We start from the raw sequence: 14,913 nt of genomic DNA, 5'->3' as shown, positions 1-14,913 counted from the left end.
TGCAAAGCCGCGCCGCCCGGCTGGACGCTGTGCCGCGCAACCGCTAGGACGAGCCCGCACCCAAACAGCGGAGACAGCAATGACGATCAAGGTTGGCGATCACATCCCCGAAGCCACGCTGGTCAAGGCCACGGCCGACGGCCCGACAACCATCTCGACGGCCGATCTGTTCGGCGGCCGCACCGTGGCGCTGTTCTCGGTGCCCGGCGCCTTCACCCCCACCTGCTCGGCCAAGCATCTGCCCGGCTTCGTCACCCATTCCGCCAAGCTGGCCGAGGCCGGCATCGACGAGGTGCTGTGCCTCTCGGTCAATGATGCCTTTGTGATGGCGGCCTGGGCCAAGTCGGCCGATGCGGTGGGCAAGGTGACGATGATCGCCGATGGCAATGCCGACTTCACCAAGGCGCTTGGCCTTGAAATGGATGCCAGCAAGTTCGGCATGGGCGTGCGCGGGCAGCGCTTCTCGCTCGTCGCCAAAAATGGCGTCGTCACCCATCTCTTCGTCGAGGAGCCGGGCGCCTTCACCGTGTCCAGCGCCGAGCACATGCTGGCCAATCTCGGCTAGAGCGATGGCGCTCAATCGTCGCCAATTGCTGGTCGGGGCCGGCGTCGGCACCGGCCTGGTGATCGGCTGGGCGGCATGGCCCCGCCGCCATGCCGTCAGCTGGGCGGCGGGCGAGGGCGAGCGCGTGCTCAATGCGTTCGTCAAGCTCGGCACCGATGGCCGGGTGATCGTCGCCATTCCCCAGGCCGAAATGGGCCAGGGCATCTGGTCCGGCCTCGCCCAGATCCTGGCGGACGAGCTGGGCGCGGACTGGGACACGGTCGCCGTCGAGCCCGCGCCGCTGGGCGCGCCCTATGCCAATCATTTCATGCTCGGCGAAGCGACCAAGGGCATGCCCACCCCGCTCAGAGGCGTGGCTGGCTGGGCCGGTGACCGGGTCGTCGAATTCTTCGAGCTGCAGGTCACCGCCGGCAGCACCTCGGTGCGCGGCTATGAAGCCCCGCTGCGCGCAGCCGGTGCGGTCGCGCGCGAAATGCTCTGCCGGGCGGCGGCCACAAGGCTCGGCGTCAGCTGGACCGACTGCGACACCAAAAACGGCTTCGTCACCTACAAGGCCAACCGCATCCCCTTTGCCGATCTGGTCAATGAGGCGGCGCTCATCGATCCGCCGCGCGAGGCAACGTTGCGCCCGCGCGGCGCGCTGTCGGGTCAGCCGCTGCCGCGCCTCGATGTGCCGGCCAAGGTCGATGGCTCGGCCCAGTTCGGTGCCGATGTGCGGCTGCCCGGCATGCATTATGCCGCCATCCAGCAAGGCCCGATCGGGGCGACAAGAACGGCCGTCAAGGGCAAGCTGCCGCCCGGTTGCGAGCTGGTGGAAATGCCCGATTTCGTCGCCGTCGTCGCGCCCGGCTGGTGGCAGGCCAAGACCGCGCTCGACGCGCTCGACATCAGCTATGACCTGCCTGAAACGCCAGCCGGGCCATGGATGGAAGTGGCGCTGGTCAATGCGCTCGACAAGACCGACGGGCTCAAAGTCGCCCGGGTGCGTGAAGACGCAGACGCCGTGCCCATGCTCGACGCCACCGCCGAAGGCGTGATCGGCGCCGAATATGAGCTGCCCTTCCTTGCCCATGCCTGCATGGAGACGATGAACGCCACCGCGCGCTTTGAAAACGGCCGCTGCGAACTCTGGGGCCCGACCCAGAGCCTGACCATCACCACCTGGGCCGTCGCCCGTGCGCTCGACATCGATTCCGACGATGTCACCGTCTATCCCATGCTGATCGGCGGCGGCTTCGGCCGCAAGATCGAGACCGACGCCGCCCGCCAGGCCGCGCTCATCGCGCGCGCCGCCGGCAAGCCGGTGCAGCTGATCTGGAGCCGCGAGGAAGATTTCGGCCATGATTGCTGGCGCCCGGCCGTCGCCGCCCGGCTGCGCGCGCGCATCGAAGGCCCGCCCACCGACACGCGCATCACGGCGCTCGCGGCGCGCATTGCGGTCGGCGATGTCGGGGCTGGCCTCACGGCCCGCAACCTGCCGCTCGTTGCCGGCAGCCCCAAGGCCGGGGCCCAAGCCTTTGAAGGCATGACCCGCCTTCCCTATGCGCTGCCGGCGCTGGCCTTCGAGCATGTGCTGGTCGATCCGCCGGTGCCGCTCGGCTTCTGGCGCTCGGTCGGCAACAGCTACACCGCCTTCATCATGGAGAGCTTCATCGACGAGCTGGCCCATGCCGCGAAGATCGACCCCGGCGGCTTCCGCCTGATCCATCTGCGCGAGAGCCCCCGCCACGCCGCCGTTCTCAGGCCGCTGCTCGGCGCCATGGGCGCGCTCGGTGCCACGCCCAACGGCGACGGCACCACCACCGGCAGCGGCGTCGCGCTGTGGGAGAGCTTTGGCAGCATCGTCGCCGTGGGCGCCGAAGTGCTCGTGGAAAAGGGCGAGCCGCCGCGCGTCGTCCGCTTGATCGTGTCGGCCGACTGCGGCCGGCTCATCAACCCCGATTCGGTGCGCGCCCAGCTCGAAAGCGCGCTCATCTTCGGCTTGTCCGCCGCCCTCACCGGCCGCGCCAGCTTCGCCGACGGCGAAGCGCAGGAGCGCAATTTCGACACCTCGCCGCTGCTCAGCCTCGCCGAGACGCCGATCATCGAGATCATCCTCATCGAATCGGACGAAGCCCCCGGCGGCGTTGGCGAAACCGGAACGCCGCCGGTCGCCCCTGCCGTTGCCAACGCGCTGTTCGCCGCCTCGGGCGAGCGCCGCCGCAAGCTGCCATTGGGCGCACCCGTGGGCACCAAAGCGCCGCGGACCGCCGCCTCGCTCGACGATGGCAGCGCCCCTGCGGCCACAACGCCCGTCGACACGGCGGCCGAAATGACGGAAACCCGGGCGAACTGATGACGGCGACCCTGCCTCCTTCATTGGTCGGCCCCGCCGATCCGGACATCACGACCACCGATGTGGACGTGTGCCCCGTCCCCCATGGCCGCGCCAAAGCCCCGGCAAAAGCCAGTCAGATCGCCCCCGCGCTCGACGAATCGCTGCTGCCGCCCGGCCACCCCAAGCCGTTGGTCGGCCGCATCGGCGTGCTGCTGGTCAATCTCGGCTCGCCGGATTCAACCTCGGTCGCCGACGTCAAGGCCTTCCTCGGCGAGTTTCTCTCCGATCCCCGCGTCATCGAGATCCCGCAGTTCGTCTGGCAGCCCATCCTGCGCCTGCTGATCCTCAACCTGCGCCCGCGCACCACGGCGCAGAGTTACGCCAAGATCTGGACCGACCAAGGCTCGCCGATCACCGTCATCACACGCGGCCAGGCCGAGGCGCTGGCCGGCCGCTTCGGCCCCAATGTCACCGTTGACTGGGCAATGCGCTACGGCACTCGCTCGGTGCCCGATCGGCTGAAAGCACTTGCCGACCAGGGCTGCGACCGTATCGTGCTGGCGCCGCTCTATCCGCAATATTCCTCCGCCACCAACGGCACGGTTGTCGATGTCGCCAACGCCACGCTGGCGAAATGGCGCTGGCAGCCGGCGCTGCGCACGCTGCCGCCCTATTATGACAATGCCGACCATATCGAGGCGCTCGCGGCCTCCATCCGCGACGGTCTGGCCGGGCTCGATTTCACCCCCGATCTGATCCTCACCAGCTTCCACGGCATGCCCCAGCGCACGCTCGACAAGGGCGATCCCTATCATTGCCAGTGCCGCAAGACCGGCCGCCTGCTGGCCGACGCGCTCGATATGCCGGTGCGCGTCACCTTCCAGAGCCGCTTCGGCCGCGCCGAATGGCTCAAGCCCTATACCGACGCCACGCTCGAAACGCTGGCCGAAGAAGGTATCCGCAAGATCGCCGTCGTCTGCCCCGGCTTCTCCGCCGATTGCCTTGAAACCCTTGAAGAAGTGGCGATCGAAGGCCGCGACACCTTCCTTGAGCATGGCGGCACCCATTTCGCCTATCTGCCCTGCCTCAACACCAGCCCGCCCGGCATCGACATGCTGGAAAAGATTATCGCGCGTGAGCTTGCGGGCTGGGTGTAGCCCCGGCTACTGTCTCCCAAACAAGACGGGGACAGGATCATGGCAAGAGCCGCAATCGTAACAGGCGGAACACGCGGGATCGGCGAGGCTATCTCGCTGGCGCTTCGCGACATGGGCATGACGGTCGCCGCCAACTATGCCGGCAATGATGACAAGGCCGCCGCCTTCACCGCGCGCACCGGCATCAAGGCCTATAAATGGGACGTCGGTGACCATCAGGCCTGCCTCGACGGTGTCGCCCGCGTCGAAGCCGAGCTCGGCCCGGTCGATGTCGTCGTCAACAACGCCGGCATCACCCGCGACGGTACGCTGATGAAGATGAGCTACGACCAGTGGGACGAAGTCATCCGCGTCAATCTCGGCGGCTGCTTCAACATGGCCAAGGCGGTGTTTGCGGGCATGAAATCGCGCGGCTTCGGGCGCATCGTCAACATCGGCTCGATCAACGGCCAGGCCGGCCAATATGGGCAGGTCAACTATGCCTCGGCCAAGTCCGGCATCCACGGCTTCACCAAGGCGCTGGCGCAGGAAGGCGCGCGCTTCGGCATCACCGTCAACGCCATCGCGCCCGGCTATATCGACACCGACATGGTCGCTGCCGTGCCCGGTGAAGTGCTTGAAAAGATCGTCGCCAAAATCCCCGCCGGCCGCCTCGGACAGGCGCAGGAAATCGCCCGCGGCGTCGCCTTCCTCTGCGCCGATGACGCCGGCTTCGTCACCGGCTCGACGCTGAGCATCAACGGCGGGCAGCATATGTACTAGGCGCCGCGCGGCCGTGCGCAAGCGCAGCTTGCAAACGGACTCGCGCAGCGCCCGGCCAGCGGGGCGGGCGGCTGAGCCGCCCGAACCCGTCTGACGTCAGCGCGGGCTTTGCCCGCGCCCTTTCGCGCAGGCCCCAAATGACCCGGAAACGCTCCCTCACCATCGCCGGCCACGCCACCTCGATCAGCCTCGAACCCGTCTTCTGGGACGCGCTGCACGACGCCGCCAAGGCCGAAGGCAAGTCGCTGGCCGCTCTCGTCGCCGAAATCGACGAAGCCCGCACCACCAACCTCTCCAGCGCCATCCGCGTCTGGCTCTTCGAACGCGCCCGCGCTGGCCGCTGAGGGAATAAGAAGCAGCCTCTGGCGGCTGGGGCCTCAGGCCCCAGACCCCATCAATTGGTTTTGGGATAAATTTGGAGAGCTCAGCGTGTGCCGCAGGCTGTAGACAGCGCTGCGCGCAGGCGCAGTCGCCCGAGACCTTGCCCCAAACCCACGCATGGGGTCAGGGGGCGCCGCCCCCAGCCGCCGGAGGCAAATCTTGCTCACCGGAGGCCCCTCAGGCCGTCCGGTCCGACCGGTCCTTGGCGTTCGTCGACTGGATGGCGGCCTTGATCATGTCCCAGTCCGACCGGTCGAGCGCCGACAGGCTGTTGAAATTGCCGTTCGATGCCAGCCACTGGGCGCCATCCAGCGCAATCACTTCACCGGTCAGATAGGCGCAGCCCGGCGCCATCAGAAAGACCGCGAGGTTTTCCAGCTCGGCATGCTCGCCCATCCGGCCCATCGGAATGCCTTCTGCCCCGGTACCCGCGCCTGTTTTCTTCATGAGCGGCTCGGGCATCAGCCGTTCCCACGCGCCTTTGGTGGGAAAGGGGCCGGGCGCAATGGCGTTGGCGCGGATGCCCTTTGGCCCCCATTCCTGCGCCAGGCTCTGCGTCATCGCCGCCACGCCGGCCTTGCTCATCGCGCTCGGCACGGTGAACGGCCCGCCGGTCCAGACCCAGGTGGTGACGATGGAGAGGATGTTGCCGGGCAGTCCGCCGGCGATCCAGCGCTTGCCGGCCGCCACCGTGGTGTTGAAGGTGCCGGCGGCGACGATGCTGGCAATGGCGTTGAAGGCGTTGGGCGACAGGTCCTCGGTCGGCGAGATGAAATTTCCGGCTGCATTGTTGACAAGGCCGGTCAGGGGGGCTGCATCAAAGATCGTCTGCATCGCCTCGTCGATGGCGCCGCCGCTGCGGATATCGACCGCCATCGGTGTCACGGTGCTGCCGCTCGCCTCGGCGATCTCGGCAGCGGTTTCATCCAATACCCCGCCGCGCCGCCCCCAGATCACCACCTCGGCGCCCAGCCGGGCAAAGGCCCCGGCCATGGCCTTGCCCAGCCCGGTGCCGCCGCCGGTCACCAAAATCTTCTCGTTCTTCATCAGGCCATCAGCAAACATTTCCGGTCTCCCCATATCAGCCCCGATGGTGAGCCCCCCGGCCAAGGCTGGCAACTGCCAGAAATGCCGTCTAGCGTAAGCGCCATGGCCACGATCATCACCGACATCCTGACCGCAGCCCAGCTCACCGAGCTTCAGACGGCGCTGGGCTCGGCAACATGGCAGGACGGCAAGGCCAGCGCCGGGCCACAGTCCGCCAGCGTCAAGGCCAATCACCAGCTCGCCGCCGACGATCCGCTCGCCCTGCGCGCTGGCCAGGCGCTGGTCGCAGCGCTCATGCGCCACGCCGGCTTCTTCGCCGCCGCCCTGCCAAACAAGTTCAGCCCGGTGCTGTTCAGCCGCTACGGCGAGGGCGAGCAATATGGCCTGCACATCGACAATGCCGTCCGCGCCGCCGACGGCGGCCAGATGCGCACCGATCTCGCCGCCACACTGTTTCTCGGCCCGCCCGACAGCTATGACGGCGGCGAGCTGCTCATCGATACCGGCTTCGGCACCTCTTCGATCAAACTGCCCGCTGGCCAGATGATCCTCTATCCCGCCACCACGCTGCACCGGGTCGCGCCGGTCACGCGCGGCGTGCGGCTGGCCGCGGTGTTCTGGGTGCAGTCGATGGTCCGCAATGAGGCCGACCGCGCCCTGCTGCTCGACATGGACCGCGCCATCCAGACGCTGGGCGCAAGGGTCGGCCGCGGCGATGCGCAAATCCTCGCGCTGACCCGCAGCTATCACAATCTGCTGCGCCGCTGGGCCGAGCTCTAGCCCCTGATCTCCACCAGCAGCAGCTCCGACTGCCAGCGCGGCCACGGCAGTTCGAGCCGCCAATGCCCCGCCCCCAGCGGCCGCAACACACCCAGATGATCACGGTCCGGATCATCGCCGTAGCCGCGCACGCCCGCCTCGCTGGCCAGGCTGAGCGCGCCCAGAAACACCATCCGGTCGCCGTCCGCCCAAAGCCGGCCCGACAGCCGCTGCGGCCCGTCCGCCATGGCAAAGGCCAGCGGCTCGCCCCCCTTCGCCGCCAGCCGGCACGCGCCCCAGGGCCCGGTCTGCAGCGGCAACACGCCGTCGCGCGGCCAGCCATCGTCGCGGCGGCCAAGGCGGATGGTGCGGCAGCGATAGTCGCCAACGCCCGGCAGGCTGTCGCTGGCCAGCGCCACCGGCCGGCCCGGCAGCGGCTCCACCGGCGGCACCGCCACCGGCCCAAGCGCGTCCAGCGCCTCGCGCCCGCCCGGCTCGGCCGCCACATCGGCGAGGCTCCGCGTCCAGGCCCGCCACAGCCCCGCCAGCCGTGGCCGGTCCTCACTCTGGATCTGCCCCTGCCAGCTCGAGGCCGCCGGCTGCGCGCCCACCGGGGCCGCCAGCACCAGCGCCAGAGCAAGCGTCGGGCCAAGGGCCAGCGCGCGCCTCACACCGCCTCGCCCAGCATCGCCCGCACGAAATCCGCCAGCCCCAGCTGGCGGCGACGGCGCAGCCGCTCGGCCAGCAAAATCGCCTTCAGCTCGGCAAGGCAGGTCTCCACATCCTCATTCAGCAGCACATAATCATATTCGCCCCAGTGGCGGATCTCGTCACAGGCCCGCGCCATGCGCGCTGCAATCACTTCCGCATGGTCGGTGTTGCGCGCGATCAGCCGCCGCTCCAGCTCGGCCAGATTGGGCGGCAGGATGAAGATGCGCACCAGATCGCTGGCGGCATCGGTCTGCTGCAGCTGCTGCGTGCCCTGCCAGTCGATGTCGAACAGCACGTCGCGGCCCGCGGCCAGCGCGGCCTCCACCGGCGCGCGCGGCGTGCCATAGCGGTTGTCGAACACGGTGGCATATTCGAGCAGCTCATGGCCGTGCACCATCGCCTGAAACCGCGTCTGGCTGACGAAGAAATAATCCCGGCCATCCACTTCGCCGGCGCGCGGCGGCCGTGTTGTCGCCGAAACCGACAGCGTGATCTGCGGGTCATCGGCCAGCAGCCGGCGGCTGAGCGTGGTCTTGCCCGCGCCCGAGGGCGAGGACATGACGAACATCAGCCCGCGCCGGGCCGGGCTGGCCGAGCCGGAAGCGGCAAAGGCGGTCACTTGCGGCGGAAGCGATCGAGCGCGACGACGTTGTTGCCGCCGGTTTCGCCGCCATCCCCCTTGCTGCCTCCATCGCCGTCCCCGTCCCCGTCGCTGCCATCGGTCGGCGGCTCGGGCTCGGGCGTCTCGTCGCTGGGGGCCGGAAACTGAAGCGCGAAATTGACCGCCGGATCCACAAAGCCGGTGATCGCACTATAGGGAATGCGCAGCTTCGCCGGCACCTGGTTGAAGCTCAGGCCGATCTCGAAAAAGCCCGGCTCGATCAGCAAATCCCAATAGCGGTGCTGGATGACGATGGTCATCTCCTCGGGGTAGCGTTCGAGCAGATGCTTCGGGATATCGACGCCCGGCGCGCGGGTGCGAAAGGCGATGTAGAAATGATGGCCGCCGGGCAGCCCGCCCTCGGCCTCGATCCGGCGCAGCACCCGCTCGACCACGCCGCGCAGCGCGTCCTGCACGATATCGTCATAGGGAATCAGGCTGTCAGGCGGCGTATCGGTCACGGCTTGTCCATCGCGGAAACTGCCGGTCTTTCGTGGCGAAGCCGGGGCCAAGGGTCAAGGCTTGTGCACCCCCGCCGCGCCGATTTGCCCGCATGGCGCAGGACATGCACCGATCTGATTGCCCAAACTGGCTGAAAATATGGGAGGCTTCTGTTGCCCGGTGCCTCCCGAACCGCTGGAATCCGATTCTGTTGCCCGGCTCGGTCCGGCCGCGCTTTCGGCCAGTGTAACTTAGTCCGTTAGGACCGGGTTACGCTGCGATTGCGAATGCCTCGTTGTCGTTGGCATTTGTAGGTTTTGAACGGTTTAACGGCGCATTCAGGCCGGGCAAAAATCTCGTCTTTCAACACACGTCGATCCTGGTTCGGCCCCAGAACACCCGCAACAACCGGGTTTGTGGTGGAGCCGCCGGGTACTGCCCCCGGGTCCGCTGCATCTATTTCACGACATCATTTATCGCCATAGTCGGATCGCTCCGACCCGCCCAAGGTAAGCGCCCCCGCGCCCAAGTTCAAGCGCTGGCCGTCGTGTGTGCGCCGACGATCTCCAGATAGCGGTCGAGCACGACGCCGTTGATCGCGTCCCAGTCATAGGCGTTGGCCGCGTCCAGCGCCGCCGCCCCGGCCGCCGCACGCGCACCATCGTCGCTCAGATAATGCTGCAGCGCATCGGCAAAGCCCATCACGTCCGAATGCGTCACCAGCCGCCCGGTCACCCCGTCCTCGATGATGCACTGGCTGCCCGAGGCGCGCGCCGCAATCACCGGAATGCCGCTCGCCATCGCCTCGATGTTGATGTTGCCAAAGGTCTCGGTGATCGACGGGTTGATCAGCAGGTCGGCGCTGGCAAAGGCCGTCGCCAGCATCGTGCCATCCAGAAAGCCGGTGAAGATCGCGTCGGGCAGCTGCGCCTCGAACTTGGCCCGCGCCGGCCCCTCGCCCACCACCAGCAGCTTGTGCGGCACGCCCCGGCGCTTCAGCTCGCCTGCGGCCGCCGCCACCATGTCGAGCCCCTTTTCCAGCACCAGCCGGCCGACAAAGCCGATCACCACCTCGTCATCCGAAATGCCGAGCCCGCGCCGCCATTCCAGGCTGCGCCGTTCGGGCGAAAAGCGGGCCTTGTCCACGCCCCGGCTCCAGACAGCGGCATGGGCGATCAGCCCCTGCGCCATCAGCATGTCGCCAAAGCCTTGAGTGGTCACGAAAATCTCGTCGAGGCCCGCATAGAAACGCTTGAGGATGGCCTCGCCCGCCGGCCGCGCCCAGCCAAAGCCATAATATTCGAAATAGGTCTCGAAGCGTGTGTGGATTGACGCCACGCACGGCAGCTTCAGGCTCGCCGCCAGCTTCTTGGCGCTATGGCCCAGCGGGTCGGGCGCCAGAGATGGAAGAGATGCGGCTTGAAGGCAGCAATCTCGCGCTTCAGCGAGGCCGGCAGCCCGCGCGCGATGCGATATTCGGCCCGGCCCGGAATGCTCACCGACGGCACCGACACCAGCGTGCCCGCCGGCTCGAAGGCCGGCGTCGGTGATGTCGGGGAATAGATGCGGACGTCGGCCCCCTTGCTCTCCAGAAAGGCGACCAGCCGGTTGAGCGCCTGGTTGGCCCCGTCGCGCACATAATTATAGTTGCCCGAGAACATCACGACCCGCAGGCCCTGCGCCGGTCTGTCTCCCGCGCCACTGAAGGGGGCGCCGCTGGCTCTGGAAAACTCGTTATACATCAGCATCCATATACGCCCGTATTGTGTCGCAGATGCGGCAGTGCGGCAAGAATGTCGCACATGGGTCCGCTTCACGCGGGCGCGTGCCGCGCACGGCCCGCCGAAAGCGATACGAAAAGCCCCGCCGGCGGGGCGCCGGCGGGGCCATGTTCGCGCGCTGTCTAGGCTCAGCTGGCAGACGCCTCCTCGGCAGCAGCAGACGCAGCCGCCGACTCGATCGCCGCCTGCGCCGCTTCGGCCTTGGCCGCCTTGGACGCCTTCGAAGCGCGGATCGCCGCATCGCGGCTGTTCGCCGTCACCCGCATCCGCGCCATGCCGGCGCCGGTGCCCGCCGGGATCAGCCGGCCGACGATGACATTCTCCTTCAGCCCCTGCAGCGTATCGACCTTGCCCTGCACGGCCGCCTCGGTCAGCACCCGGGTCGTCTCCTGGAAGGAGGCGGCCGAGATGAAGCTCTTGGTCTGCAGCGAGGCCTTGGTGATGCCCAGCAGCACCGGCTTGCCCTCGGCGGGCTTGCCGTTCTTGGGCAGCTTGGCGTTCTCGGTCTCCATCTCCTCGCGGTCGACCTGCTCACCAACGAGCAGTGTGGTGTCACCCGATTCGGTGATTTCCACCTTCTGCAGCATCTGGCGCACAATCACCTCGATGTGCTTGTCGTTGATGCGCACACCCTGCAACCGGTAGACCTCCTGGATCTCGGTGCAGAGATATTCCGCCAGCTTCTCGACACCGAGCACGTCGAGAATATCGTGCGGATTGGCCGGGCCATCGATGATGTAATCGCCCTTGCGCACCATGTCGCCTTCCTGCACCGCGATGTGACGGCCCTTGGCGAGCAGATAGACGATCGGCTCGCCGCCCTCCTCGGGATGCAGCTCGACGCGGCGCTTGGCCTTATAGTCCTTGCCGAACACCACGCGCCCATCGACCTTGGCAATCACGCCATTGTCCTTGGGCACGCGCGCCTCGAACAGCTCGGCCACGCGCGGCAGACCGCCGGTGATGTCGCGCGTCTTGGCGGCTTCCCGCGGGATGCGCGCGATCACGTCACCGGCTGATACCTCCTGCCCGTCGTTGACCGACAGAATGGCATCGACCGCCAGCGGATAGCGCGCCGCCTCGTCCGTCTCCTCGTTGAGCAGCGTCACGCGCGGCCGCAGGTCGTCCTTCTTGTTGACCGCCTTCCAGTCGGCCACCACCTTATTGGTGATGCCAGTGGCTTCATCGACTTCCTCACGCAGCGACACGCCCTCGACAAGGTCCTGATACTTCACCCGGCCCGACTTCTCGGTGATCACCGGCAGCGTATAGGGATCCCATTCGGCCAGACGCTCGCCCTTCTTCACCTTCGCGCCCTCAAGCCGGGCAATGTTGGCGCCGTAGGTGATGCGGTGGATCGAGCGCTCGCGCCCGTCCTCGTCCCTCAAGACCAGCTCGCCGTTGCGGGTCATGGCGATGTGCCGCCCGCGGCTGTCGGTGATGGTGGTCAGGCCGCGGAACTCGATGATGCCGTCAACCGGCGCATCGAGCGTCGACTGTTCGCTCACCTGTGCGGCCCCGCCGATGTGGAAGGTGCGCATGGTCAGCTGCGTGCCCGGCTCGCCGATCGACTGGGCCGCAATCACGCCCACCGACTCGCCCGCATTCACCGGCGTGCCGCGCGCCAGGTCACGGCCATAGCAGGCCGCGCACACGCCGCCCTTGGTCTCGCACAAGAGCGGCGAGCGGATCTTGACCTCGGCCACAGCCGCCGCCTCGATCGCCGCGACATCACTTTCCGACAGCAGCATGCCCGACGGCGCCAGCACATCGCCGGTCTTGGCGTCGATCACATCCTCGAGCACGGTGCGGCCCAGAATGCGCTCGCCAAGGCTGACGATGGTGTTGCCGCCTTCGACAATCGCCTTCATCACCAGCCCGAGCTCGGTGCCGCAATCCTCCTCGGTCACCACACAGTCCTGGCTGACATCGACCAGACGCCGGGTCAGATAGCCCGAGTTCGCCGTCTTGAGCGCGGTGTCGGCCAGGCCCTTGCGGGCGCCGTGGGTGGAGTTGAAATACTCCAGAACGGTCAGCCCCTCCTTGAAGTTGGAGATGATCGGCGTCTCGATGATCTCGCCTGACGGCTTGGCCATCAGCCCGCGCATCCCGGCCAGCTGCTTCATCTGCGCCTGGCTACCACGGGCACCGGAGTGCGCCATCATGTACACCGAGTTGATCGGCCGGGTCCGGCCGTTCTCGTCGAGCGGCTGGGCGCTGATTTCCTTCATCATCTCGGTCGCCACAAGGTCGCCGCACTTGGACCAGCTGTCGATCACCTTGTTGTACTTCTCGCCCTGGGTGATCAGCCCGTCCTGATACTGCTGCTCGAACTGGCGCACTTCTTCCTTGGTCTCGGCGATACGCTGTCCCTTGGTGGCGGGAATGACCATGTCATCCTTGCCGAAGCTGATGCCGGCCTGGAAGGCATGGCGGAAGCCCAGCACCATGATCGCATCGGCGAACAGCACCGTCTCCTTCTGGCCCGTGTGGCGATAGACGGTGTCGATGACATCGCCGATCTCCTTCTTGGTCAAAAGCCGGTTGATCGTCTCATAAGGCACCTTGTGGCTCTTGGGCAGGCATTCGCCCAGCAGCATGCGGCCCGGCGTCGTCTCAAGGCGGCGCATCACCGTCTGGCCCGCCTCGTTGGTGGTCACCACGCGCGCCTGAATCTTGGCGTGCAGCGTCACCACACCGGCATGCAGCGCCTGGTGCACCTCGGCCATGTCGGCAAAGATCATGCCCTGGCCCGGCTCGCCTTCGCGCTCCATCGACAGATAATAAAGCCCCAGCACCATGTCCTGCGAGGGCACGATGATCGGCTTGCCATTGGCCGGCGACAGGATGTTGTTGGTCGACATCATCAGCACGCGCGCTTCCAGCTGGGCTTCGAGGCTCAGCGGCACGTGAACGGCCATCTGGTCACCGTCAAAGTCGGCGTTGAAGGCCGAGCAGACCAGCGGGTGCAGCTGAATGGCCTTGCCCTCGATCAGCACAGGCTCGAACGCCTGGATGCCCAGCCGGTGCAGCGTCGGCGCCCGGTTCAGCATCACCGGATGCTCGCGGATGACCTCATCAAGGATGTCCCAGACCTCCTTGCGCTCCTTCTCCACCCACTTCTTCGCCTGCTTCAGCGTCATCGACAGGCCCTTGGCGTCAAGCCGCGAATAGATGAACGGCTTGAACAGCTCGAGCGCCATCTTCTTGGGCAGGCCGCACTGGTGCAGCTTCAGCTCGGGGCCGGTCACGATCACCGAGCGGCCCGAATAATCGACGCGCTTGCCGAGCAGATTCTGGCGGAACCGGCCCTGCTTGCCCTTCAGCATGTCGGAGAGCGACTTCAGCGGCCGCTTGTTGTTGCCGGTGATGGTCCGCCCGCGCCGGCCATTGTCGAAAAGCGCATCAACCGCTTCCTGCAGCATCCGCTTCTCGTTGCGCACGATGATGTCGGGCGCGCGCAGCTCGATCAGCCGCTTCAGCCGGTTGTTCCGGTTGATGACGCGGCGATACAGGTCATTCAGGTCCGAGGTGGCAAAACGCCCGCCATCGAGCGGCACCAGCGGGCGCAGCTCGGGCGGGATCACTGGGATCACCGTCATGATCATCCACTCGGGCCGGTTGCCGCTCTCGATGAAGCTCTCGACAACCTTCATCCGCTTGATGATCTTCTTGGGCTTCAGCTCCGACTTGGTCGTCGCCAGCTCCTCGCGCAGCGTCACCATCTCGGCTTCGAGGTCCATCTCCTGAAGCAACTGGCGGATGGCCTCGGCGCCGATCCCGGCCACAAAGGCATCCTCGCCATATTCATCCTGCGCAGAAAGCAGCTCGTCCTCGGTCAGAAGGTCGAACTTCTTCATCGGCGTCATGCCCGGCTCGATGACGATATACTGTTCGAAATACAGCACCCGCTCGAGGTTCTTCAGCTGCATGTCGAGCAGCATGCCGATGCGGCTCGGCAGCGACTTCAGAAACCAGATGTGCGCCACGGGAGCTGCCAGATCGATATGGCCCATGCGCTCGCGCCGGACCTTGGTCACGGTCACTTCCACGCCGCACTTTTCGCAGACGATCCCCTTGTACTTCATCCGCTTGTACTTGCCGCACAGGCACTCATAGTCCTTGATCGGCCCGAAGATGCGGGCGCAGAACAGGCCGTCGCGCTCGGGCTTGAAGGTGCGGTAGTTGATCGTCTCGGGCTTCTTGATCTCGCCAAACGACCAGCTGCGGATCTGCTCGGGCGAGGCCAGCGAGATCTGGATCTTGTCAAAGGTCTCGGGCTTGGCGGCGGGCGAGAAGAAATTGGTGACTTCGGTGTTCATGGGGCTTGC

Annotated in this window: 11 protein-coding genes, 1 other RNA gene and 1 pseudogene; 6 read left to right on the top strand and 7 right to left on the bottom strand. The window is 66.8% G+C overall.

What is annotated here, in order from left to right; translation table 11 throughout:
* The first annotated feature begins 79 nt into the window (after window positions 1-79).
* From ACMVO5_RS13055 to ACMVO5_RS13035, 5 genes are all read left to right on the top strand, one after another.
* The gene (locus ACMVO5_RS13055; protein ID WP_416907925.1) at window positions 80-565 is read left to right on the top strand and encodes a peroxiredoxin; all 486 of its coding nucleotides are present in this window, start codon (window positions 80-82) and stop codon (window positions 563-565) included.
* Between the two features lie 4 nt (window positions 566-569).
* A complete protein-coding gene (locus ACMVO5_RS13050) occupies window positions 570-2,900 on the top strand; it encodes a molybdopterin cofactor-binding domain-containing protein (protein WP_416907924.1) in 2,331 nt (776 codons plus the stop codon).
* Window positions 2,900-4,039 carry a ferrochelatase gene (gene hemH / locus ACMVO5_RS13045; RefSeq protein ID WP_416907923.1) on the top strand — a complete coding sequence of 380 codons (1,140 nt, stop codon included), beginning with the start codon at window positions 2,900-2,902 and terminating at the stop codon, window positions 4,037-4,039. The genes ACMVO5_RS13050 and hemH overlap by 1 nt, the downstream gene beginning before the upstream one ends.
* A 39-nt stretch (window positions 4,040-4,078) precedes the next feature.
* Window positions 4,079-4,801 (top strand): acetoacetyl-CoA reductase, encoded by a 723-nt coding sequence (gene phbB, locus ACMVO5_RS13040; protein ID WP_416907922.1) that lies wholly within the window; start codon window positions 4,079-4,081, stop codon window positions 4,799-4,801.
* 137 nt (window positions 4,802-4,938) lie between these two features.
* Window positions 4,939-5,145 carry a ribbon-helix-helix domain-containing protein gene (locus ACMVO5_RS13035; protein WP_416907921.1) on the top strand — a complete coding sequence of 69 codons (207 nt, stop codon included), beginning with the start codon at window positions 4,939-4,941 and terminating at the stop codon, window positions 5,143-5,145.
* Window positions 5,146-5,359: 214 nt separating this feature from the next.
* On the opposite strand, the gene ACMVO5_RS13030 is transcribed toward ACMVO5_RS13035, so the two are convergent.
* Window positions 5,360-6,247: an SDR family oxidoreductase gene (locus ACMVO5_RS13030; RefSeq protein WP_416907920.1), complete on the bottom strand. Its 888-nt coding sequence runs from the start codon at window positions 6,245-6,247 to the stop codon at window positions 5,360-5,362.
* Window positions 6,248-6,331: 84 nt separating this feature from the next.
* Between ACMVO5_RS13030 and ACMVO5_RS13025 the strand changes: the two genes are divergently transcribed.
* Window positions 6,332-7,009 (top strand): Fe2+-dependent dioxygenase, encoded by a 678-nt coding sequence (locus ACMVO5_RS13025; RefSeq protein ID WP_416907919.1) that lies wholly within the window; start codon window positions 6,332-6,334, stop codon window positions 7,007-7,009.
* Here ACMVO5_RS13025 and ACMVO5_RS13020 read toward each other — a convergent pair.
* From ACMVO5_RS13020 to rpoC, 6 genes and pseudogenes are all read right to left on the bottom strand, one after another.
* On the bottom strand, window positions 7,006-7,659 hold the full coding sequence (locus ACMVO5_RS13020; RefSeq protein ID WP_416907918.1) for a DUF4893 domain-containing protein: 654 nt from the start codon (window positions 7,657-7,659) through the stop codon (window positions 7,006-7,008). The two genes, ACMVO5_RS13025 and ACMVO5_RS13020, sit on opposite strands and share 4 nt — an antisense overlap.
* Window positions 7,656-8,267, bottom strand: coding sequence for a guanylate kinase (gene gmk / locus ACMVO5_RS13015; RefSeq protein WP_416909382.1), 612 nt, complete (start codon window positions 8,265-8,267; stop codon window positions 7,656-7,658). The genes ACMVO5_RS13020 and gmk overlap by 4 nt, the downstream gene beginning before the upstream one ends.
* 47 nt (window positions 8,268-8,314) lie before the next feature.
* Window positions 8,315-8,821: an SspB family protein gene (locus ACMVO5_RS13010; protein WP_416907917.1), complete on the bottom strand. Its 507-nt coding sequence runs from the start codon at window positions 8,819-8,821 to the stop codon at window positions 8,315-8,317.
* A gap of 138 nt (window positions 8,822-8,959) precedes the next feature.
* Window positions 8,960-9,340: a transfer-messenger RNA gene (gene ssrA, locus ACMVO5_RS13005) on the bottom strand.
* Window positions 9,333-10,462: pseudogene (locus ACMVO5_RS13000) on the bottom strand (glycosyltransferase family 4 protein). Before ACMVO5_RS13000 ends, ssrA begins: the two are co-directional and overlap by 8 nt.
* 248 nt (window positions 10,463-10,710) lie before the next feature.
* The gene (gene rpoC, locus ACMVO5_RS12995; protein ID WP_416907916.1) at window positions 10,711-14,904 is read right to left on the bottom strand and encodes a DNA-directed RNA polymerase subunit beta'; all 4,194 of its coding nucleotides are present in this window, start codon (window positions 14,902-14,904) and stop codon (window positions 10,711-10,713) included.
* Between the last annotated feature and the right edge of the window lie 9 nt (window positions 14,905-14,913).

This window comes from Polymorphobacter sp. (assembly GCF_048007885.1).
Classification (GTDB): Bacteria; Pseudomonadota; Alphaproteobacteria; order Sphingomonadales; family Sphingomonadaceae; genus Sandarakinorhabdus.
Note: the sequence above shows the minus strand (reverse complement) of the source record. Positions and strands in the feature narration are given on the sequence as shown.